We start from the raw sequence: 23,733 nt of genomic DNA on the forward strand, positions 1-23,733 counted from the left end.
GCAACTGGCATATTTTTCCTGTAGGGTGTGTGACGCTGTGAAAATATCTGAACGTAAGAATCAGACTTATAGCGTCACGCACCAACCACCAATTGTGACACTTGCGTAAGTCCTGTGAAAATAAAGGATATATTCTGAAGGTAGTAAATACAATTACAAATCCTCGTGGTATTGAAGCTCTAAACATGATTGAAGTGAAATGATATTTTATATAGCCAGTAAATCCTACGATTATTGCAATTGTTATTGAATCTACTTTTGCTAAAAGTTTTATTTAAGAGCCTAGGATTTTTACTCAATGTTGAATTTTAAAAGCGGTATTTTGCTACTCCTAATTCTCTGCATCATTGCAACAGGTGTGGGAGTTTACTTACTAGGAGGAATTGACGAAAAACAACTGCAGGATTGGCTAAATCAAGCAGGGATTTGGGCTCCAATTATTTATATTGCTATCTATACTTTAGGAACATTACTAATATTGCCCTCAACACCACTTAATCTAAGCGGTGGTGCGATTTTTGGTGCATGGTTAGGTACCCTTTGGACGGCTATTGCCGCTGTAATTGCAGCAGTGATAGCTTTTGCATTTACACGCACGGTAGGACGAGAACTTGTGGCAAGAAAGTTTGCTGGGCGTTGGGAAGCAATGAATGCTGAGATGCGTCAGGGGGGCTTATTCTACATGTGTGCCATCCGGCTGTTGCCGATAATACCTTACGGTTTAGTCAATTTCACTGCTGGTTTGACGTCGATCCGCTTCAGAGATTACCTTCTGGGTACTATACTTGGCACAGTTCCTGGGATTTTCCCCTTTGTATTAATGGGGGCTGGTGTCCGGGGCTTTGATAAAGACAACCTTATACCTTTATTTTCTGCTTTTGCTTTGACGGGGATGTTAGTTGGGGGTGCCACTTGGTATCGACGTCGCCGTCAGTCTCCCCAGAAAGTTCTGGAAGAAAAGGAAAGACAAAGATAAGGATATGCGAATAGTATCATTTTGTTCATATCACTATAAATTGGTCAATATTTTTTGAGATGAATATACTGGTTTTTATCCCTCTTATTTCGCTAGTGCTGCTAGTGATTCTCTTTGAGAACAGGAATCATTGCTGGCGCAGTTCCATCTTATCAGCAACTGTTGTTTGGGGTGTATTTTTAACGGTAATTACTGAGTTTTTAAGTCTCTTTAGGTTATTAAAATTTTTTCCTGTTTTGGGAGTATGGGTATTATTTACTGTTGGTTTAGTAATTCTTTATTTTCAACTACCAAGCTCAAGTAAAGGTACTGCACTATTAAAATATCCTGGGAAAATTTTAAAAGGAAACAAGATTTCCTTATACCCAGGACTTTTAGTGAGTGGTGTGGTTTTTATTGTTGCTACTGTTGGTTTAATTGCTCTGATAGCACCACCTAATACTTGGGATTCAATGACTTATCACATGAGCCGTGTTGTTCATTGGATTCAAAACCATAGCCTTGCTCATTACCCAACCTACAATTTACCCCAGTTATTTCACCCACCATTTGCTGAGTTTGCAATTATGCATTTGCAGATTCTCAGTGGTGGCGATCGCTTCGCCAATTTTGTGCAATGGTTTGCCATGATTGGTAGCATTATTGGGGTATCCCTGATTGCAAAAGAACTGAAAGCAGATGTGCGCGGTCAAGTTTTTGCTGCTGTTGTATGTGCTACAATCCCCATGGGTATTTTGCAGGGTTCAAGTACTCAAAATGATTATGCCGTTGCTTTCTGGTTAGTTTGTCTGGCTTATTATGTCTTACTCGCTGTAAAAGCCAAAAATAATCAAATACCTCTGTTTTTCATTGGTGCTAGTCTGGGACTAGCCACTCTGACCAAGTCATCTGCTTATGTCTTTGCTTTTCCTTTTATGCTTTGGTTTGGTCTTATCAAACTCAAGCACTTGCGCTTGAAAATATGGAAGCCAATTTTAGTTATTACAGCCATATTTATTTTTCTAAATGTCAACCATTATCTACGCAATTTTGATTTGTTTAGCTCCCTTCTTGGTACACCAAAAAATTTTGCACGTGAATACAAAATCGAAGTCTTTACTATTCCAACTTTTCTCTCAAATGTTATCAGAAACTTATCATTACACATTGATATTGTTAGACATTTGGGGCTTCAAGAATTTATTACTCCTTTCACTGGTATTGTTGCTAAAATTTTGGGCATTATCCACACCATAATGGGAGTGGATATAAGCGATCCACGCATAACCTCGGGTTCATATACTGTTCCGGGAGTTTCATTTGATGAGAATACAGCAGGTAATCCACTTCATTTCTTTACAATTTTGATAACGATCACTTACTGCTTAATTCAGAAAAAATTAAGGAATGATAAATATCTTGTCAGTTATCTTGTGGCGATAATAGCTGGATTTTTAATATTTTGCTTACTTTTAAAGATACAACCATATCAAAGTCGTCACCACTTGACTATCTTTGTTTTAGTTTCTGCATTTGTGGGTCTTGTTTTGTCTCGAATGAAAAATTATACGATTATCAACATAGTTCTTGCTATTTTCATCTTTACATCTCTACCGTGGGTATTCAACAATAAGTTTCGACCAATTAATACAGAAGCTAATATTTTTAACCTTAGTAGAATTGAACAATATTTTATCAATAGAACTCAACTTCAACAGCCTTATGTAGAAACAGCTAATTTCGTTTTATCGAAAGAATGTTCAAATGTAGGGTTATCTTTAGGAACTGGTGAAACTGTAGGTAATAGGTATTGGGAATATCCTTTATGGGTACTTTTACAGAAAAATAAAGTGATTAAGTTGGAGCACATCAATCCCCAGAACATTTCAAATGTTAAATCTAAAATCTATCCCCATAAAAACTTTGTTCCCTGTGTCATTATTTCTGTTAAAGACAAAAATTTAAACCAAAAGCAAAATAGAGAAATCGTACTTCCAAGTGGAACTTATGTGGAAGAGTGGTCAACAGCATCAGAATATATAAGCGTGTTTAGCAAGAAAAATAAATCATCAATCCCTCAAAATTAATGTAGTCGAGCATTAGGAGAACAATGTTACATATCAATTAACCTTTAACTATTAACTGTTAATTGATACCTCTTCATTGGTTGAACCTTTCTCTTGGGAATTATCAGTAAATAAGCTGAAGGTATGAGAAAGAGTGCTAAAATTGTTGCTCCGCCAATTCCACCAGCGATTGCAACCGCTAATGGAGGCCAAAACCCACCACCTGAAACTATTAAGGGGATAAAACCACTCATGGTTGTGAAGGTTGTTGTCAGTACGTGACGAGTAGCATGTACAACAACTTCACGTATTGCTTTACGATCCCCTGTACGTGCATCTGGATTTTCTTTTAAGGCGGAAAGTACGGTAATGGAGTCATTTACTGCAACTCCAACCAAACCGATGGTACCAATAATTGGGTTAAAGCCGAAGGGATATTTAAATAACCATACAGATAAAAGACTCAAACCAACAGAACAAATCGCAATGACACCAATTAAACTAGCTAGTCTGAAGGAACCTAAAGACAGAACTAAGGTTGTTATCATCAGTACTACTAGAACACCAAGAGTAGAAAGTAATCCTCCCGTTGCACTACTGCTTTCTTCTGCTTCACCACCAAATTCGTAGCTATAACCTGCAGGGAGTTGAAATTTTTCTGATAACTGTTGTTTAAATTTATTGAGGATATTGGCTGGAAGGGTACCTGCTTCAATAAAGGCTTGAACGGTATTAACTCGTTGTCCGTTATAACGGGTGATTTGAGAAAGTTTCGGTTCCAGTTCAAATGTACCTAGAACTGATAGGGGAGTCGAATTTAATGAGCTAGAATTTTGTGAATTAGAAGTTGAATTTCCATTTCCTCCTGGTGATAGTAAATCTAAAGATTTAATTTGGTTTAAATTTCCTCGATCTTTATTAGACAAACGCACTCGTATCGGCAATTCTTCTGTAGACTCAAGAATTGAACCTCCTCGAACACCTTCCAGTGTGGTATCCAATTGTTGGGCAATACTTGTATTATCTAATCCTCTTAAGCGCGCTGACTCTTCGTCTACACGCAAACCCAATTGTGGTAAAACTTCATTCAAACTTGCACGGGTATGAGTAACATTAGGAATATGTACCAACAATTTCCTTGCATTCTCTCCAAATTTCTGTAATTCTTCAATATCAGAACCATAAATTCGCATTTCCACAGGTGCAGCAAAAGGTGGTCCTTGTTCCAACTGTCTCACTAAAACCCGCGTACTGGGGAATTCTCGATCCATTTCCCGTTGCAACCTTTGAATCAGATCGTCTGTCGCAATTGATTTTAGTTGCACTAAACCGTTGGCAAAATTAGATTCGCTTTCACGGGAAGTAATAATATTGTAATAAAAGCTAGGGGCACTTCTGCCAATAAACCAGTGCACATCTGAAACTTCTGGATGTTGGAGAAATTTTGAGCGCACTTGTCTGACAACCGATTTAGTTTGTTCCAAAGAAGCGGATGCAGGTAACTCTAATTCTATTTGCATTTGGTCCCGGTCTGCTGGTGGAAAGAATTGAGTTTCTAAACTTGGAAATAATATAAATCCTGATAATGGCAAAATAAGTGATAGTGCTATACCCATCAAGGGACGCGCAAAAACTAAATCTAATGTGTGGCGATAGGTTTGAGTAAGGCTGGGACTGGAAAATCCCTTTTGCAACCATCGTTGATAAAATGGCAAATTTTTGTTGGTTTTTCCGTTGTTACCCTGATGTTTTCTTTCCTGACGACGCTTTAAATATCCATATAATTTGGCTGTAATTACTGGAGTAATTGTTAAACCAATAAGCAAGGATGCAGAGACTGCTAGGATTACGCTTAAACCAATTGTCCCTACAAATTCACCAACACTACCAGGTAAAAGAACAATTGGTAGAAAAGCCAAAACTGTTGTCAGAGTTCCTGCTATTAAAGGTGCTGTTAAATAACGAACACTTGCGGTTACAGCTTTATGTAATGGAACTCCTCCATCAAGCTGGTTACGAACTTCATCAACTACAATGATGGCATTGTCAATCAAAATTCCCAAAGCCACAATTAATCCTGTAACAGACATTTGGTGTAAGGGAACTCCGATCACATTCATACAACCAAGTACAGCAAGAACTGACAGGATTAAAGAAATTTGTACCACCAGTGCTGACTGTAAACCCATCATAAATATGGTTACAGCAAACAAAATCACAGAACCAAATAGCAGATTCAAAATTAAACTATTGAGCCGTCCAGTAACGTAATTATTTTGCTCGAGCAATATTTTTAACTTTAAGTTCCTTGGTAATTCTTGTTCAAACTGATTTAATTTCTCTCTAGCCAGTTTAGACCACAGATCGAGGCGATAATCTGACTCAACAAAAACAGCAACTGTTACTCCAGGACTACCATTTACCAATGCTAAATCAGAAGCAGGTTGAATAATTCCTTTCTTTATTGTTGCAATATCACCCAAACGCTGATACTGGGCTCTATCTACTCCCAAACAAGAATTACAGCGAATTGGAATTTGTTGTAATTTCTCAATCGAATCTAACTCTCCTTTAACTTCGATGGTGATATCGTTATTAGAAGTGCGTAACTGTCCTGCTGAGTTCTTAGAGTCGCTTTGTTGAATTTGCTGGGATAACTCAGCCGCAGTTATACCTAAAGCTGCTAATTGAGCAGAATTAACCTCAACTGTAATTTCCTCATCTGGTGCGCCAAAAATATCTACCTTTTCCGTTCCGGGTATAGCCAATAGAGCATCTTCAAGGGACTTTGCTCTACGAGTTAGAATTGCGTAGTTGGGTGCATTATCTTGTTTCCATGTCAAAGATACTAATAAAGCATAGGCTTTAACATCGACTTCATCTAGCTCCGGTTCCGTGCTTCCAGGGGGTAAATCAACCCGAACATCTGCTAATTTATCTCGAATTCGGGACCAAACATTATCTACCTCATCCTTTTTCACTGTGTCCAATAATTCAACACTGATAATAGAGACTCCAGTGCTGGAAGTAGATTCATAGGTTTTAATTTCCTCGACTTCCGTAATTCTGTCTTCAATTTTCTCCGTAATTAGTGCTTCTACTCGCTCAGCACTAGCACCCGGAAAAAAAGTTTTTACTAAAGCACTCCGGGAAACCAATTCTGGATCTTCTAAACGTGGTAAAGCCTGAAAAGAGGAAAGACCCCAGACAAAAATCAAAATTATTACGAGAACTAGGAGGCGAAAATTACGATAGAGAAGTTTCATTGTTGGGGAATAGGGATTGGGGATTTAGGGAACTGTTATTTCTTGGTTTGTACTTTGTTCGTAACTAGCGACTAATTGACCTGATACAATTCTTTGGGTTCCATCAATTATTAATCTGTCACCAGGTTGAAGGGAGCCACGTACCAAAACCCGATTATTATCGGTATGTAAGACTTCTACATCTCTTCGTTCCACGCGATAAGTATTTTTATGTTTTTTATTTTTATTTTTTTCTGAGCTTTCACCCAAAGCGTAAACACTCCACAAGCCCCTTTCTCCACGCATTAATGCTGTAACTGGTAACCAATATCCTCGCTTTGCAACGGTTTGAGGTATTGTCAAACGCGCAATTTCTCCCGGTGCGATTAATCGTCCTAATGACTGTTCCAGTTCTAGAACGACAGTCCGAGTTCGGGTATTTGGATTAATTTCCGGAAGAATTGATGCAACTTTAGCTGAATAGGTTTTCCCCTGAATTTGTACCTGTCTCTGACTACCAGGTATCAGTTTTTCAGCAACCATGACAGGAACGCCAATCTCTACCTCTGGTTTCGCATTTTCAGTCAATCGGACAACAGATTGACCTGCACTCACTACTGTTCCTTCATCTAGATTTCGTGCTGCAATTGTTCCAGAAAAAGGAGCTTTAATTGTACTTTTAGCAATACTAACCTCAACATCGGCAATATTGGCTTCTAATTGTTTGACTGCGGCTTGTTGTGCAGCTATTTTTTCCGGACGAGTACCAGCAAGCAATTCATTTAATCTACTTTCTGCTGCAACTAAACGATCTGATAAAGCTGCTGCACCAAAGGAGATTTCATCTAATTGCTCTTTAGAAATAGCTCCTTCTTTATACAAGTACTCTCGACGGGAAGTTTTAGTTCTTTGTAACTGCAATTGATCCTTTAAATCTTGAACTTCTGCACGCGCTGCAGCTATCACCTCTTTACGGGGACCATTTTGCAGTTCTTTGAAAACAGCTAAGGCTTGAGCTTTTTGTGCTAACAACTGTTGACGCTGTGCGGATAAATTTCGGGTATCGAGTTGTGCAATTGGAGTTCCAGCTTTTACCCGATCTCCCCGATCAACTTTAAGTCTAACTATTTCCCCTGACCTTTCAAAACCCAATTCACTTGCTCGGACAGCAGCAACCTCCCCTGTGTAAGTTTGAGCTACTTGATAGGAATTTACAGCTTTAATCGGTGCAGTTTTAACTGTCAGAATATTGACTTCAGAAGACTTTTCTGGTTCGTCTCTAGCAGCAAAAGTACGACTGACTCCAAAACCTACACCAGACAATAATAAGATTGCAGCAATAGAAGCAAATTTCCACCATTTAGATTGAGAACGTCTGACCAATTCATTAGCAGATAAATTTTCTTCTTTAGCAACCTCTGTTTCGACTTCAAGACTAGATAAACTTTGTTCCTCGATAGATTCTTGGCTATGCATCAATTCGCCCTCAAAATGTTTTTTATCGGAGAATTTATGTGTATATACACCTTTCGCTCAAACTTTCGCTCAAAATATTGGTATTTTCAGACAACGTCTCTAGCAACGTTAGTAGTGTGTTCCACTTTTTATCGCCCAAATTGTCTACAACATGAGCCTGTGCTTCTTGCCAAAATGGTACGGCTTTGGACATCACAGCATACCCTTTTGCAGTCAAACTCACTACTTTTATTCTCCTATCTCTACCGGGTTCAACCACAATTAAACCTCTCTTTACTAAAGGCTTTAAAGCACGTGTTAGTGTAGTCCTATCCATTACTAAGTCTTCTGCTAAATCGCTAATTCTTGATGAACCAGCGATCGCAACAGCAACTAAAATTGTAAATTGAGTTACCTGTAACCCACTAGATTTCATGTTTTCTGCAAACAACTGCGTAACCGCACGAGACGCCTTCCGCAGATGAAAACAAGCACATGTAGCCGCAATTGGAGTTAATTGAGTTAAGTTTGGTTGTTCCATGCAATTAAGTTTATATGCAATTTTGCACAGAGTCAACCTGCTTGAGCGGCAATTTTTAATATTTGTTTAATTTTTTGTTTTTGTCAGCTTACGGTAGATACTGCTTGTTGTTAGGGATATATGAGGAAATTTGAGGATTTTCTGCAAAATTGGAAGTAATCTCACTCACCATTAAGTAACGCTGATAATCTTTCATGACAAAATATGCATTAAAGCAAAATAGAGATAAAAATAATTAAGTGACCGAAACACAAGCCAATTATGATTCTCCTTGGAAGGAAGCGCTAGAAGAATATTTTGAAGCGTTTTTAGCTTTTTTCTTCCCCCAAGCTCATAGCGAAATTGATTGGGAATATTGATTGGGAATATGGTTATGAGTTTTTAGAACAAGAATTACAACAAATAGTCGGAGAGGCTGAACTTGGAACGCGCTTCGTAGACAAGCTCGTCAAGGTTTGGAAAGAAACCGGTGAAGAAACTTGGGTTTTAATTCACATCGAAATACAGAGCCAGGTAGATAGTAAATTTACTCAGCGCATGTATACCTATAATTATCGTATTTTTGACCGTTACAACAAACAAGTAGCTAGCTTTGCAGTTTTAGGAGATAGTCAAAAATCTTGGCGACCGAAAGAATATAGCTACGAACTTTGGGGGAGTCGTGCAAGTCTTGAGTTTCCTATTGTTAAGTTATTAGACTACGAAACCAATTGGAGTGAACTTGAAGCAAGCGATAACCCGTTTGCTGTGATGGTGATGGCGCATTTGCGCACCCAAGCAAGTACCCAAAATCCAGAAGCTAGACTGCAATGGAAACTCCGCCTTATTCGTATGTTATATGAGAAAGGTTATAGTAGAGAAAATATCCTTCAGTTATTTCGATTAATTGACTGGATGATGACTTTACCCAAGCAACTTGCAGAAGCCTTTGATACGGAAGTCATTACTTACGAGGAACAACCAATGCCTTATATTACTACTGTTGAGCGTTTTGCAATACTAAGAAATCAAAGAGAAAATATCATCGAAGTTTTGGAAACGAGATTTGGCGAAGTTCCTGCTGGTTTAGTTACAAAAATTAATGATTTAGGCGATATCGAGGATATGTCTGGGTTGAAAGCACTTTTTAAGCAAGCTTTAACTATTAATTCTTTAAAAGAGTTTGAACAAGTCTTACCACAATCCTAATTTTTGATTGATATTAGAATATTAGCGATACGCAAAGCATCATTTCGCGAGCGTATCGCTTTCTTGTATCAACCTCATTTTTTATACTCAATAGGACTTACGCAAAATTAACGTCATTACGTCATTACGTTAGCACGCACCTACGGTGAACAGCTATGCTGCGTGCTAGCGTTAGCGACATAATCTCCCGAGACGCTGGGATTGCTATCTCCTAAACGGATACGCTCCGCTAACCCTACACTGTGTTCCGGTCGCAATGACAAATCTATGTCCTGCGGACACGCGATGCTAACGTTACGTAAGTCCTGCTCAATACTAATCTTCTTAGAGGATTTTAAATGAGAACTGGAACTTTAAGACATGAACTATCAAATTGAAAAGCAACGCCAGTTTTCTTATACAATTCATTCACGAATGGTAATACTTGTGATAGTACTTGTGGAAAATACTCTTATCTCCATTAGCTACAACACCTAAGATATTAGTTCGAGATATTTTCAGGCTTTCTACAGCTTGTTTTATGATAGAACGTTCTGTTTTATCTATTCTGACTACAAGCATAATCCCATCAGTATGAGGTGCAAGTATTGACGCATCTGCTAATCCAAATAATGGGGGAGCATCGTAAATTACTAAGTCGAATTTTTCATGAAACTCTTTTATCAATTGTTTCATTTTTCCAGAAGAAAGCAATCTTGTAGCGTCAGGAGGTATTGGACCTGAAGTAATTACGGAACATCCAGCAATATTGGGTAATTGTTGCATTACTTGCTCTGCTGACATATTTCCAGATATCAGGTTACTTAATCCCGAGAAATTCCGTAAACCGGTTCGAGCGTGTACTTGAGGACGTCGTAAGTCTGTATCTATTAGTAGCACTTGTTGTCCCATTGATGCAGCTACTTGAGCTAGATTGTACGCAACGGTAGATTTACCATCTCCAGGTAAAGCCGAACTAATAACTATTGAGCGAATCTGGCGATCGCTACTAAGCATTTGCAGATTTGTATGGACCACTCGTAAAGCTTCGAGAAACTGTCCTGAATCTTGAAAATAGCTCCTAGCTCTAGATTGGGAAATACTATCTGCTTGACTATTGTGGGAAGATTTAGCTTTTGCAGACCGCTTTTGATTGCTCTCTAAACTCTTATCTATTGGAAGAGCACCAAGTAATGGTAATTTAAGGTCATCTTTGAGAGCGTCAACATTATGGTAAGTGTTATCAAGCTTTTCTCTAATTAAAGCTGCACCAATACCTAAAAATGTACTGGCGACAACTCCTAAAATTAAGTTGAGGAGAATTTTAGGAGATACTGGATCCTCTGGTGTTACTGGTGCTTTAATTATTTCCCAAGGAAGCTCTGTCTGTGCTGCTTCAATTTTCAGATCTTGGCGAGTTTTGAGAAAACGATTGAAACTTTCATTAGCAATTAGCAACTTCTGCTGTAATTCTGTGTATCTACGTGCTAAGCTTGGTAGCTGCTTTACTTTTTGACTAAGTTCCTCTTCTGCTGCAGAAAGTTTTTGACTTTGTACTTCTAAAGCTTGAACTCGATTTGCTGCTTCCGAAAGGGTAAGCTTCAAAATCCTTTCTTTCTCTTGCTCTAGTAAGGGTAAAAGCTTCTGTCGTTTTTCTTTTAATCTTTTGAGTGTGGGAACTTTATCCTGGAAACGGGTTGATTCTCCTGCAATTTGAGCTTCTAAATTTCGTATTTGAGTAATTAACTGTTGATATACCGGTGCATCTTTAAGAATAGCCGGTGCTCCCTCTTCTTGCTGAAGAATAGTAAGCTCAGCTTTGGCTTTTGCTAACTGCTGATCGACTTTTTGTCTTTCCCCTGATAATAGTTTTAGTTGTTCTATAATCTGGCTTGATTGGGTGTTGGGGTCAAAGAAATCATACTGCTGACGGAATGTTTGCAGTTGTTGTTGCAGAACTTCAACTTGTTCTTTTATTGGTGGTAGTTCTTTATCTACAAAGCGAATTCCTTGACTTAGTTGGGTTTGTCGCCTTTCTAAACTGTATTTTAAATAAGCTTGAGCGATTTTATCTAATACTTCTTTGACTTGAGTTGGATTGCTATGACGATATGTAACTTCTATAACTTTTGTTTCGCCTAAGCGAGTAATTTTTAAATTTTTTTCTTCTTTTAATAAGGATTTATAGGTAATATCTGGATATTGTACTTGCAGGTCATTAATAATAGGTCTCATCAGTTCTGGACTTTGCAGAACCTCGATTTGACTTTCGTAATCTAAACCAGATTTTTGTATATTTGTATTTAAGAATGAAGTCAGTTCTGACAAGTTATTGTTATTGTCTTCATCTACAGGTTCCACCAAAAGTCGGAAGTTATCTTCATATTGGGGTTCTCGCGATAGGGTAAAACCGACAACTCCAGCCATTGTGATACCAGCAACCCCTGCAATTACTAGGGCTCGTCGTTTGAGAATATTGAAAAAATCGCCTAAATCTAACTCATCCTCTTCTTCTTCAGTAAGTGCTAAAGGTTGAATAGATAGAGATTGAGGTGCTATCAATTTATTATTTGATTCTGAGTGTAAGTTTTGTAAAGAAGAATTCTCAATCATTGATTAATGCTTGGTATAAAAGCAGGGATTGTTGTTTGCGATAGCTTTGAATAAGTCACGGTACCTAGAATGGAATGTTAGGTAAAGTAGTATGTTTTATCAAGTGTGTCCAGTCACAAGATTAATAGTATTTACTTAAGTAATCTTAGAGATTAGAAGTAGGACTATTATACGAATAAGGTAATTTGTATTTATTTCTCAAAATGTGAATTTTCTGAGTCAATAGAAAAACATAATGTTATTTGTATAACAGCTTTAATTTTTTAGAATTTAGCTGCAAAGGTATATAGGTACTGTTGGAGTAAGATAATTTTACTGATTACAAATAATCAAATCTAGATTATTCCAATTATTTATTATGGCAATATATTTAACTGAGAGTAAGAATAAATATAAATAACCATAATTTATTTTTTTTCAAATGTTATCCAATATTCTTTGATATTTAAATATAGATGGTATAAATCCTTGTAGAAATTGAAAAAATACTTATGTCATAGAGAATGAAGTAGATTAATTGTAAGGAGTAACTAAAAGTCATAAAAAATCAATCATATAACTTTCTCAACATCACCAGAATTAAATATATAAAAAATATCGCAATACTTTAAGCTTTAATTGCTGATGAAGATTATAGCGACTGAAATTCCCGATATTCTAATTATAGAACCAAAGGTATTTGGAGATAATAGAGGTTTTTTCCTGGAAAGTTATAACCACAAAGCTTTTTGTGAAAAAACTGAAGTTGCTGTTAATTTTGTCCAAGATAATCATTCCTCTTCGAAGCAAAATGTTCTCAGAGGACTACATTATCAAATTCAGCAACCTCAAGGTAAGTTAGTTCGTGCAATTGTTGGGACTATATTTGATGTGGCTGTAGATATTCGCAAAAGTTCTCCAACTTTTGGTAAGTGGGTCGGTTATACTCTCAGTGCTGAAAATAAACGACAAATTTGGATACCATCTGGCTTTGCTCACGGTTTTCTAGTTGTTTCTGAAACTGCTGAAGTTTTGTATAAAACCACAGATTATTATGCACCTCAACATGAACGGTGTATACTCTGGAATGACCCAGAACTGGCTATTGATTGGCCGTTAACTGCATCTCCGATAGTATCTGCAAAAGACCAAGCAGGTAAACCTTTTCAAAGTGCAGAGGTTTTTGGAAACCTTTAATCAGAGAGTTATGAATTTTCAAGATAGTGACATTCAAGATAGTGGAATCAAGATGCAGCGGCAATCTCGTCGTCTACTAGTGACGGGGGGAGCAGGATTTATTGGTGCTAATTTTGTCCATCATTGGTGTCACAAGTATCCTGAAGACCGAGTGGTTGTTTTGGATGCTCTCACCTATGCTGGTAATCGTCACACTCTACTTGAATTAGAAGCTCAGGAAAATTTTCGCTTTGTGCAAGGCGATATTTGCGATCGCACTTTAGTTGATAATTTGTTACGTGAAGAGAGTATTGACGCTATTGCTCACTTTGCTGCTGAGTCCCACGTCGATCGTTCTATTCTCGGACCTGATGCTTTTATTCAAACTAATTTAGTTGGTACTTTTACCCTTCTGGAGGCTTTTCGCCAGTACTATGAACAAGGGGGATTGAAAGAAGGAGAATCACAAGAAGGAGAAATACAAGGAGTTTTCCTTCATGTCTCTACGGACGAAGTTTACGGCAGTCTCAACCCTGATGACTCTGCTTTTACGGAAACAACTCCCTATGCACCCAACAGCCCCTACTCCGCATCTAAGGCTGGTAGCGATCATTTGGTGCGAGCTTACTACCATACTTATAGTTTACCGACAATTATCACCAACTGCTCCAATAATTACGGTCCCTATCAGTTTCCAGAAAAACTGATTCCCCTAATGTGTATTAACATTCTCATGGGTAAATCCTTGCCTGTATATGGGGATGGGCAAAACATTCGAGATTGGCTTTATGTGCTAGATCATTGCCGTGCTTTGGATTTAGTCATTCATCGAGGTAAACCGGGAATGACCTATAACATTGGTGGTAACAATGAAGTAAAGAACCTGGACTTAGTACATTTACTTTGTCAATTAATGGATGAATTAGCCCCAGATTTACCTGTAAGTCCAGCGAAGGAGTTAATTACTTTCGTCAAGGATAGACCGGGACACGATCGTCGCTATGCTATTAACTCGACGAAAATTCAAACTGAGTTAGTTTGGGAGCCTTCAGTAACGGTGGAGGAGGGTTTGAGACAAACAGTTAAATGGTATCTCACCCATCGCGATTGGTGGGAACCAATGCTATCCCAAGAGTATCAGGCTTACTATCGCCAGGTTTATGCAGTAAAATAAAATGAACCAATCAATTTTATTACTGGGAAATACCGGGCAACTGGGGCAGGAATTACAGCAAATCCTGACTGCTTTTGAATGTAATTTACACAGCTTGGGACGCTCTCAAGTTGAGTTTACCCAGCCTGGTTCTTTGTGCCAAGCTGTAGACGAATTTAAACCTAATTTAATTATTAACTGTGCTGCTTATACTGCTGTTGATAAAGCTGAAAGCGAACCGGAAATAGCGGAAAAAGTTAATGCGATCGCACCGGGAATTTTGGCAGAAAAGGCGCAGCAGCTAGGAGCTTATTTAATTCATATTTCTACAGATTATGTTTTCGATGGTAGCCAAGGTTATCCTTACCAGGAGAGCGATGCTACTAATCCTCAAAGTGTTTACGGTCAATCTAAACTGGCTGGAGAAGAAGCTATCCGCAATGTTTGCGATCGCTATATGATTCTCCGCACTGCTTGGGTACATGGCTGTTATGGTAAAGGCAATTTCGTCAAAACTATGTTAAGGTTGGGTGCCCAACGGGAGGAAATCCGAGTTGTCGATGACCAAATTGGTAGTCCTACTTGGACTGGGGATTTAGCAAATGCAATAACGCAAATAATTCCTCTATTGAGTCCAGATATTTCTGGGATTTACCATTACACCAATAGTGGGGTTGCTAGTTGGTATGACTTTGCTGTTGCGATTTTTGATGAGGCTCAACATTTGGGTTTTCCTCTTCAAGTCAATCGCGTTGCTCCCATCACCACAGCAGAGTATCCTACTCCTGCGAAGCGTCCCAGTTATTCGGTACTATCTTCTACTAAGCTATCTAAACTTTTAGGAAGTGATACTCCCCACTGGCGAGTTAGCCTCAGTAAAATGTTGAGTCAATGGATGAAATTGAGTAACTAATATAATGAAAGCTTTGATTCTCTCTGGCGGTAAAGGAACGCGCCTCCGCCCACTTACTTACAGTGGAGCCAAGCAAATGGTTCCCGTAGCTAATAAACCTATACTTTGGTATGGAATTGAAGCAATTGTTAAAAGTGGCATCACTGATATTGGTATCATTGTTAGCCCGGAAACTGGAGATGATGTCAAGGCTAAAACTGGTTCGGGAGAACTTTTTGGTGCTAGGATAACCTACATTACTCAAGAAAAGCCAGCAGGACTTGCCCACGCAGTCAAAGTTGCTCAACCTTTTCTGGGAGATTCTCCTTTTGTGATGTATCTGGGTGATAACTTAATCCAAGATGACCTAGAAGGGTTTCTCACTAAGTTTACACAACAACAATTGGATGCTTTAGTCTTATTGCGAGAGGTTGAAAATCCTAGTGCATTTGGCGTTGCGAAGGTTGCACAGGATGGTAGGCTGATCCAGTTAGTGGAGAAACCTGCAGTTCCTCCATCAAATCTTGCTTTGGTTGGTGTTTATTTCTTTTCTCCTTTGATTCATCAGGTTATAGCAAATATTCAACCTTCTGCTCGTGGTGAGCTTGAAATTACTGATGCAATTCAGTACCTTGTTACCCAGCAGGCTAATGTCCAAGCTAATCAGCTTTCTGGGTGGTGGTTGGATACTGGCAAAAAAGATGACTTGCTGGAGGCGAATCGGATTATCCTTGATAGTTATCTTGCTACTGCGGTGGAAGGAGAGGTGGATGCTCGGTCTCAGGTGATTGGGCGTGTAGCGATTGGTGCGGGTTCTCGGTTGATTAATTGTACTGTTCGCGGTCCTGTGATTATCGGTCGAGATTGCTATTTGGAAAACTGTTTTATTGGTCCCTATAGCAGTATTTATGACCAGGTTACTTTGATTGACACTGATATTGACCACAGCGTGATTTTACAAAGAACTAAGGTTGTCAATATTCATCAGCGTATTGTGGATAGTTTGATTGGTCAACGGGCTTTTTTGGGGGTTGCTGAGCGGCGACCGAAGGCTCTGCGTTTTATGGTTGGGGATGATTGCCGAGTTGAGCTTATGGCTGCGGTTTAGATTAGGTAAAACTCTATAATTTTTTCCAATCAAGTTTCAGCATACGGACTAGAGTAAATCCAGAGGAAATTTAAAGATAATGCTAAGCAAAATTCAGAAGCTATTGCCCTTTGGTAGAAAATTTAGCTCTAGCTCACGTGCAATTATTGCAAATACAGGCTGGTTATTTGCAGACCGCATTCTTCGTATGGGTGTAGGTTTATTTGTGGGTGTTTGGCTTGCACGTTATTTGGGAGTACAATTGTATGGCATTTTTAACTACGCTACTGCTTTTGTAATTTTATTTAGTCCACTTGCTACTTTAGGCTTAGAAAGAGTAGTAGTTCAGCATCTTGTTCGTCATTCCTCAATTAAAGACGAAATTTTAGGTACTGCTTTCTGGCTTAAATTGCTTGGTGGAGTCGCATCTCTATTGTTAGCAGTTAGTTCTATCTATTTTTTACGCCAGGATGAAAAACTTGTAGTTTGGTTGGTGGCAATTTTGTCAACAGTAGTAATTTTTCAAGCTTTTGACACGATTGATCTTTGGTTTCAATCAAAAGTGGAATCAAAATATACTGTACTTGCTAAAAATACAGCCTTTATATTTTCTACACTGATTAAAGTTATTCTAATCACTATACAAGCACCATTAATCGCCTTTGCATGGGTGGTATTGGCAGAAATGGGATTAAGTGCAGTTGGTTTAGCGATCACTTATTGTATTAAGGGCTATTCAATTAAGTTATGGCGTTGGAGCTTTCCAATTGCTAAGACTCTGCTTAAAAATAGTTGGCCTCTTGTTTTTTCTGACCTAGCTGCTATTATTTATACAAAAATTGACCAGATTATGCTGGGGGAAATGGTTGATAGTAGCGCTGTAGGAATTTATTCTGTTGCGGTTCGTATCTCTGAAGCCTGGTACTTTATTCCAAGGACAATTACTTCTTCAGCTTCTCCTTCAATTTATGCAGCTAAAGAAACAGATGAAACTCTTTACTATAAACGCATAAAAAAATTACTTCGTTTATTATTGATACTTTCTATTTTTATTGCTGTACCAATAACATTATTTTCTGACAACATCATTACTATTCTTTTTGGTTATGAATATATAGCAGCAGCACCAGTATTATCAGTTCATGCATGGGCATCTTTATTTGTTTTTTTAAGAGTTGGCACTGTATCCTGGTTTAATGCAGAAGGACTAAACCAATTTGTTCTGCGGAGAAACTTAACTGGTGCAATTATAAATATAGTCTTAAATTTATTCCTTATTCCTATATATGCTGAATTAGGTGCTGCGATAGCTACATTAATTTCTTATGCATCTGCTGAATTTTTAAGTGATATGTTTTATGCGAAAACAAGAAAGATATTCAAAATACAACTTCAAACATTTCTGTTTTTTAAATAATTTATTGAACTAAAAATTATCAAGATTGAAAATAATAGTAATTCTATACTTGAACTAATTATGAAATTAATTGATGCCCTAAAAAACCTCTATATTACAACAAAACCAAAGCCTTGGAAACTGCAAAAACCAGTTGTAATCCAGTTTCCTGTAAATGACATTTGTAATTCAAAATGTCAGATGTGCAATATCTGGCAACAGAAATTTGATTATCAAATTACTCCGAATGAACTAGAAAAAGCTGTCTCTAATCCATTATTTTCTGAAGTTAGAACTATCGGAATTAATGGAGGTGAACCAACTCTTCGTAAAGACCTAGCTGAACTTGTAGATGTTTTATTTAAAAAGCTACCAAATCTATCAGGTATTGCTTTAATCACAAACTCTCTTATTAGTAGCCAAGTTATACAACGTATTACTGAAATTGGTCAAGTTGTTAAATCTCATAAAGGTCACCTTGATGTTATGGTGTCTCTCGATGGATTTGGCGATGTGCATGATAGAGTAAGAGGTCGTAAAGGAAACTTTGAAAATGCTGTTAAGGTAATTGATTTTATTCAAAGTTCCGATTTGGTATCTAATCGTAGATTAGGTTGTACGGTACTCAAAGAAAATATTTATGGCGTTCATGATTTATTAGAATTTGCTATTAGTAAAGATATATATATCAAATACAGATTAGGAATTCCACATCAGCGCCTTTATTCAAAAGATGTTGTTGAACCTTTTGATTTGACTTTTGAAGAAAAGTACCATTTTGCTATTTTTCTAGAGAATCTAATTAAGTTCTACGAAAAATCCGAACAGCAGAATTTTTTCTATACATCATTAATCGGTCAGTTAATTTATCAAAAGCCTCGTGCCGCTGGATGTGATTGGCAACACCGGGGTGCTACTCTTTCAGCAAGAGGAGAACTCTTATATTGTGCGGTTGAAAGTAAAACTTTAGGTTCTGCTATTACTGAAGATGCAGAGCAACTGTATTTTGACAACAATCAACATTTAGCTGACATTCTTCAAAATAAGTGTGATATCTGCGCTCATGATTATGTTGGCATTCCTCCTAAGATGGTTTTAATTAAAACTTATGCAGAGAGATTATTAGAAAAAGCCGGAGTTTCTCTAAAGAATGTAAAGCAGTTTGAAATCTTGAAGCCAGTCAAATCTCTCAGACAGCAAGCAGACTTGAATAGAAAAATGGCTTTATACGGAGTCAATCAAGCAACCCTTGGTAAGTCTCAACCTGCTACTTGTTTTCCTAGAAATTCTGCCAGTAATCGTAAAGTACTAATTTGTGGTTGGTATGGTACTGAAACTCTGGGTGATAAAGCAATTTTGGGAGGTGTTGTTCAATCTTTTCAAGGTTCTTTGGGAAACATTGAACTGCATTTAGCTTGTTTAGAGTTATTTATTTCTGAAATGACAGTCCGCCAAATGCCTGAATTACAAGGATGCAAATTGCATTCTATTACTGAAGCTATAGAAATTGCTAACTCAATGGATTTAGTCGTTTTTGGAGGTGGTCCTTTAATGGCTATTGTAGAGCTTACTGATATGATTGCCATATTTCAAAAAGCAGTGGAAGCAAAAATTCCTACATTAATTGCAGGATGTGGTGTTGGACCTTTGGGAGCTTCTCACTATAACGATGCGATTAAGCATCTTTTACTTTCTGCATCACACCGGATTTATAGAGATAAAAAATCTTTGCAAATTGCTAAAAGCTTGGGTATTGATACTGCTTCAGACCAAGTTGCAGAAGACCCTGCTTTTACTTGGTTAAAAACTAGTACATTTTCTAGTCAAATAGCTGAGACTCAAAGCAATAATTCAGAACATCCTTCTTTAATATTAGGTTTGAGAGATTGGACTTATAAGGAATATGCTAAAGATTTGAGCATAATTGAAGCTGAAGCTATCAAACAACGATTCGAGAAAGAGGTAGTAACAGCAATAGAGCAATTAGTTAATAAATATCCAAGTTTACGAATAATTCCTTTCCCAATGTGTACTAATCATCTAGGTCATGATGATAGATGGTTTTACCGTAACTTATTTAGAAACCATAAAAATATATATGATGCTCTAGACTTGACGTATTTAGGAGCAGAAATTAGTCCTTTAGATGCAATAAATACTTTTAAATCAGCTTCAATAGCTCTCACCATGAGATTTCATTCTCTTGTGTTTGCTTTATCTTCTGGTGTACCTACTGTTGGGATCGACTATACTCTTGGACGTGGGAAAGTTACATCTCTTGCAGAAAAACATAATGTCCCATACATGAGTTTAAGCTCAATTAATGCTGAATTTATTGTTTCTTCCTTGTCAAAGTTGCTAGATGAAAATAAACAAGAATCTCAAATTTGTTTACATCCAGAAAGTCTAAAGTTCCAAAATGCAGTTAGTCAATTCATCAAATCTTTGGAATAATGGTTAAGTCTCTTCTTATAAGCACCTACGACATTCAAGGAGGAGCTGCTCGTGCAGCTTACCGTCTAAATAAAGGTTTACGGAATATTGGAGTAGATTCTAAGTTACTAGCAGCTAATAAACTTACCGATGATGAAACTGTTATTGCTCCACAAACTCCGCTAAGTAAAGGTATTACAAAATTAAAACCGACTTTGGATACACTGCCATTAAAGTTTTTTCGTTACCGTCATACCTCTCCCTATTCCATTCAATGGCTTGGGGATGCTGTTCCTGCAAAAGTGGCTCAAATTCAGCCAGATATTATTAATTTGCATTGGGTTAATTTTGGTTATTTACAAATAGAAAGCATTTCAAGATTAGGCAAATCTATCGTTTGGACACTCCATGATATGTGGGCATTCACTGGAGGTTGTCACTATAGCTTTGATTGTGAAAGATATACCAATTCTTGTGGTGCTTGTCCACAACTTCAGAGTAATACAAACAAAGATTTATCACATTGGGTTTGGCAGCGTAAGCAAAAGGCATGGAGAAATTTGAACCTTACGATTGTAACTCCAAGCGACTGGCTAGCAAAGTGTGCTCGTTCTAGCTCACTACTTAAGGATAAAAGAATTGAAGTCATTCCAAATGGGATTGATACCGACAAGTATAAGCCAATTAATAAGTCTATAGCACGAAGCATTCTAGGACTACCTAAAGATAAACGGTTTATTTTGTTTGGAGCAGTAAATGCAAGCAGCGATGGTAGGAAAGGTTTTCACCTACTTGAAGCAGTCTTGCAAAACCTCAGTCAAACTGATTGGGCTGACAATACAGAGCTAATTATATTCGGGGCATCTAAATCCAGGAATTCACCTAAACTTGGTTTTAAAAGCCATTACTTGGGAAAACTAAATGACGATATCTCTCTAGCATTAGTCTATGCAGCAGCAGATGTGTTTGTTGCTCCTTCAATCCAAGAAAATCTAGCTAATACGGTTATGGAATCTTTATCTTGCGGAACTCCCTGCGTAGCATTTAATATTGGTGGAATGCCTGATATGATTGAAAACTTAAAAAACGGATATTTAGCTAAACCTTTTGAAGTTGAAGATTTAGCTAGAGGTATTGCTTGGGTACTAGAAGGTGAAGAAAGATTTCAAAAACTAAGTTATTGCGCTCGACAAAAAGTGGAACGGGAGTTCACTCAAACTATACAAGCTCAAAATTATTTAAATTTATTTAACAATATTTTAAGTACTACAAACTATGTAAATACTAAAGATAAATTACAAGTGAAAAATCAAATGTAATTTGTTGATAAAACTAATTTTTTATCTATCACTAATTTTACGTGTAAAAATTAAAATGCCTATCCCTACTATTGAAAACTATCGTAACCTTCCAGTTAACCCTGACCGTAAGGAGGGTGGAATAGAAGTTAGTGCTAAATTATATAAACAATCCACAAAAGATAAGCCGTTAGTAAGTATCTTCACTGTTGTTTTTAATAGTGCGACAACCCTAGAACAGACTATCTTAAGCGTGTTAGGTCAAACATACCAAAATATCCAATATATCATAATTGATGGTGGCTCTACAGATGGAACTTTAGAAATTATAAAAAAATACGAAGAGCAAATTGATTACTGGGTTAGTGAACCAGATTCAGGTATATATGATGCAATGAATAAAGGTATATCTCTCTGCGAGGGAGTATTAATTGGCATCATAAATGCAGGTGATAATTACATGAAAGATGCCATTGAGAATATTTGCAATATTTACAAAGATAACAAGGATGAAATTATTCTTGTTGGCAACTGTCAGGAATATTTTAGTGATTATTCTGGATGGGTTATATTATCAGGAAATTTGACTAAGTTGCCTTACAAAATGGTACCTCATCCATCTGTATTTGTTCCTTTATCTATTTATGAAACTTATGGTGGCTTTGACACTAAGTTTCAAATAGCATCTGATTACGACTTTATACTTCGTTGCTATCTGCAAAAAGTTCAATTCTTTCATATAAACAAAGTTTTAGCAACAGCCAGTGCTAGGGGATTTTCAAGCAATTATTATCTTACAGAAATAGAATACTTAAAAGTCAGGTTCAAGTACGGGCTATTAAATATAAAATCATTCATGTTAAGCTTTTTTTCCTTAACAAAAGTTACCTTACATCTAATGTTAGAGCGTATAAAGCTTTGGCAATTAATTGAAAAAAGTAGAAATAAAAGTGTTCGTTAACCTGATTATGTGAATATTCGCAAATTTTTAGCATGTTGTATATTATTCTTAATCCAGGCATACTGTATGTACTAGTTTGGCTAACTGTACTTAGTCTCTATCAATTCCAGTATAGTTTACTTCTTCTACCTATAACCGAAACAGCATTTTTTTTTGTAGTTGCGAGTTGTTGCTCTTTCTATTTACCAACTCTGTTTAAATCATTAATCACCAAAAAGCGATTTACTAAGAGGCGAAAACTTATTTCAGTAGACTTTCAAGCAAAAACAAAAGGAATATTTTTGTTTTGGTTATTCTTTTCTGTCATAGAAATTATAGTGGCTAGAAACTTACCACTATTTGGTGTTCTTGGTTTGGGTCCTTATGTAAGATATACAGACTTTGGTATTCCAACTTTGCATGGTCTATTAAATGCTTGCTTGCTGGTTTTGTCTAACTATTCACTGTATAGATACTTAGAACGTAAATCAAAAAAAGATATTATTTTATGGGCTTTATTCTTATTATGGGGAATTTTAAAACTAGGTAGACAGTTAATTATGTCTCAATTTATTCAATCTACCTTTATACTTTTATATTACTTAAAAGATAATTCTTTTGATTTACATAGACTAAAACAGAGAATAATCAAGTTAAATTATAATGTCACAAAATACATTATTCCATCACGTAATCTAGATTCTACATTTAAAATTTCTAAGTCAAATTTTTATTGGTTTCTACGAATTTTTATTGGTTTTATTTGCTTAGTATTTCTTTTTGATGCTATTGGTAATTCTCGAAATGTAGATGGGGGATTGATCACAAGTATTGGTAGGGCTAGCCCAGAATATCCTCAATTCTTACCTTCTGGTATATTTTGGATATATCTTTACATAACATCTCCTTTATCTAATGTAATTAATAATATTGATTTTATCGAACCTAATTATTTACCTCTGAACATAATTAGTAGTCTAACACCGTCAGCGATAATTGATATTTTAGGACTAACTACGAATAATAATTATGATTGGCAACTAGTAGTAAAATTTCTGAATGTAAATACTTTCCATGCAAGTTTTCTACTGGATTTTGGCATGTATATATCTCTATGTGTATACTTTTTAATGTCACTCCTATTTCAAAGTATTTATCTTCGCTCCTTAAAAAGTCGGTTAGTATGCTGGCGTTTCATTAATGTAGTAATACTCCACAATATAGTATTATCTATATTTGTCAATTTTTTTACACATATAGTGTTTATCGCACAAATAATCATTCACTTTTTTCTCCAATATAAAAAGCATAAGTTGAAATAATACATAATACGCTTC

The 23,733-nt window shown here is 36.8% G+C and carries 15 protein-coding genes and 1 pseudogene; 12 read left to right on the forward strand and 4 right to left on the reverse strand.

Features of this window, described 5'->3' with window-relative positions; translation table 11 throughout:
• Positions 1–298: 298 nt before the first annotated feature.
• Together QNJ50_RS19725 and QNJ50_RS19730 are read left to right on the forward strand one after the other, a co-directional pair.
• Positions 299–976 carry a TVP38/TMEM64 family protein gene (locus QNJ50_RS19725; protein WP_300638400.1) on the forward strand — a complete coding sequence of 226 codons (678 nt, stop codon included), beginning with the start codon at positions 299–301 and terminating at the stop codon, positions 974–976.
• A gap of 104 nt (positions 977–1,080) precedes the next feature.
• Positions 1,081–3,042, forward strand: a complete 1,962-nt coding sequence (locus tag QNJ50_RS19730; RefSeq protein WP_300638402.1) for a glycosyltransferase family 39 protein — start codon at positions 1,081–1,083, stop codon at positions 3,040–3,042.
• A gap of 44 nt (positions 3,043–3,086) precedes the next feature.
• Here the strand turns inward: QNJ50_RS19730 and QNJ50_RS19735 are convergent, their stop codons facing one another.
• Genes QNJ50_RS19735 through QNJ50_RS19745 form a run of 3 tightly spaced genes read right to left on the reverse strand, consistent with a single transcriptional unit; the run spans position 3,087 to position 8,262 of the window.
• Positions 3,087–6,287 carry an efflux RND transporter permease subunit gene (locus QNJ50_RS19735; RefSeq protein ID WP_300638404.1) on the reverse strand — a complete coding sequence of 1,067 codons (3,201 nt, stop codon included), beginning with the start codon at positions 6,285–6,287 and terminating at the stop codon, positions 3,087–3,089.
• A gap of 24 nt (positions 6,288–6,311) precedes the next feature.
• Positions 6,312–7,742, reverse strand: coding sequence for an efflux RND transporter periplasmic adaptor subunit (locus QNJ50_RS19740; protein WP_300638405.1), 1,431 nt, complete (start codon positions 7,740–7,742; stop codon positions 6,312–6,314).
• A gap of 34 nt (positions 7,743–7,776) precedes the next feature.
• Complete coding sequence (locus QNJ50_RS19745) at positions 7,777–8,262, reverse strand: MarR family winged helix-turn-helix transcriptional regulator (RefSeq protein WP_300638407.1); 486 nt, start codon at positions 8,260–8,262, stop codon at positions 7,777–7,779.
• 239 nt (positions 8,263–8,501) lie between these two features.
• On the opposite strand from QNJ50_RS19745, the pseudogene QNJ50_RS19750 reads away from it, so the two are divergent.
• Positions 8,502–9,450 (forward strand): annotated as a pseudogene (locus QNJ50_RS19750) (transposase).
• A gap of 408 nt (positions 9,451–9,858) precedes the next feature.
• Here QNJ50_RS19750 and QNJ50_RS19755 read toward each other — a convergent pair.
• A complete protein-coding gene (locus tag QNJ50_RS19755; protein WP_300638409.1) occupies positions 9,859–12,042 on the reverse strand; it encodes a polysaccharide biosynthesis tyrosine autokinase in 2,184 nt (727 codons plus the stop codon).
• Between the two features lie 624 nt (positions 12,043–12,666).
• Here QNJ50_RS19755 and rfbC point away from each other — a divergent pair.
• The 9 genes from rfbC to QNJ50_RS19800 all read left to right on the forward strand — a co-directional run bounded on the left by rfbC (position 12,667) and on the right by QNJ50_RS19800 (position 23,718).
• Complete coding sequence (gene rfbC, locus QNJ50_RS19760) at positions 12,667–13,218, forward strand: dTDP-4-dehydrorhamnose 3,5-epimerase (protein WP_300638411.1); 552 nt, start codon at positions 12,667–12,669, stop codon at positions 13,216–13,218.
• A gap of 52 nt (positions 13,219–13,270) precedes the next feature.
• The gene (gene rfbB, locus QNJ50_RS19765) at positions 13,271–14,371 is read left to right on the forward strand and encodes a dTDP-glucose 4,6-dehydratase (protein WP_300638440.1); all 1,101 of its coding nucleotides are present in this window, start codon (positions 13,271–13,273) and stop codon (positions 14,369–14,371) included.
• Position 14,372: 1 nt separating this feature from the next.
• The gene (rfbD, locus tag QNJ50_RS19770) at positions 14,373–15,263 is read left to right on the forward strand and encodes a dTDP-4-dehydrorhamnose reductase (protein WP_300638413.1); all 891 of its coding nucleotides are present in this window, start codon (positions 14,373–14,375) and stop codon (positions 15,261–15,263) included.
• Positions 15,264–15,267: 4 nt separating this feature from the next.
• Entirely contained in the window at positions 15,268–16,350 is a 1,083-nt protein-coding gene (locus QNJ50_RS19775; RefSeq protein ID WP_300638416.1) for a glucose-1-phosphate thymidylyltransferase, read from the forward strand.
• Between the two features lie 79 nt (positions 16,351–16,429).
• Complete coding sequence (locus QNJ50_RS19780; RefSeq protein WP_300638418.1) at positions 16,430–17,746, forward strand: flippase; 1,317 nt, start codon at positions 16,430–16,432, stop codon at positions 17,744–17,746.
• A gap of 60 nt (positions 17,747–17,806) precedes the next feature.
• Positions 17,807–20,179 carry a polysaccharide pyruvyl transferase family protein gene (locus QNJ50_RS19785; RefSeq protein ID WP_300638420.1) on the forward strand — a complete coding sequence of 791 codons (2,373 nt, stop codon included), beginning with the start codon at positions 17,807–17,809 and terminating at the stop codon, positions 20,177–20,179.
• The gene (locus QNJ50_RS19790) at positions 20,179–21,477 is read left to right on the forward strand and encodes a glycosyltransferase family 4 protein (RefSeq protein WP_300638422.1); all 1,299 of its coding nucleotides are present in this window, start codon (positions 20,179–20,181) and stop codon (positions 21,475–21,477) included. Before QNJ50_RS19785 ends, QNJ50_RS19790 begins: the two co-directional genes overlap by 1 nt.
• 55 nt (positions 21,478–21,532) lie before the next feature.
• Positions 21,533–22,417, forward strand: a complete 885-nt coding sequence (locus QNJ50_RS19795) for a glycosyltransferase family 2 protein (protein ID WP_300638424.1) — start codon at positions 21,533–21,535, stop codon at positions 22,415–22,417.
• A gap of 32 nt (positions 22,418–22,449) precedes the next feature.
• Complete coding sequence (locus QNJ50_RS19800; protein ID WP_300638425.1) at positions 22,450–23,718, forward strand: O-antigen polymerase; 1,269 nt, start codon at positions 22,450–22,452, stop codon at positions 23,716–23,718.
• The last annotated feature ends 15 nt before the right edge of the window (positions 23,719–23,733 follow it).

It is taken from the genome of Mastigocoleus sp. MO_188.B34 (assembly GCF_030065675.1).
Lineage (GTDB): Bacteria > Cyanobacteriota > Cyanobacteriia > Cyanobacteriales > Nostocaceae > Mastigocoleus.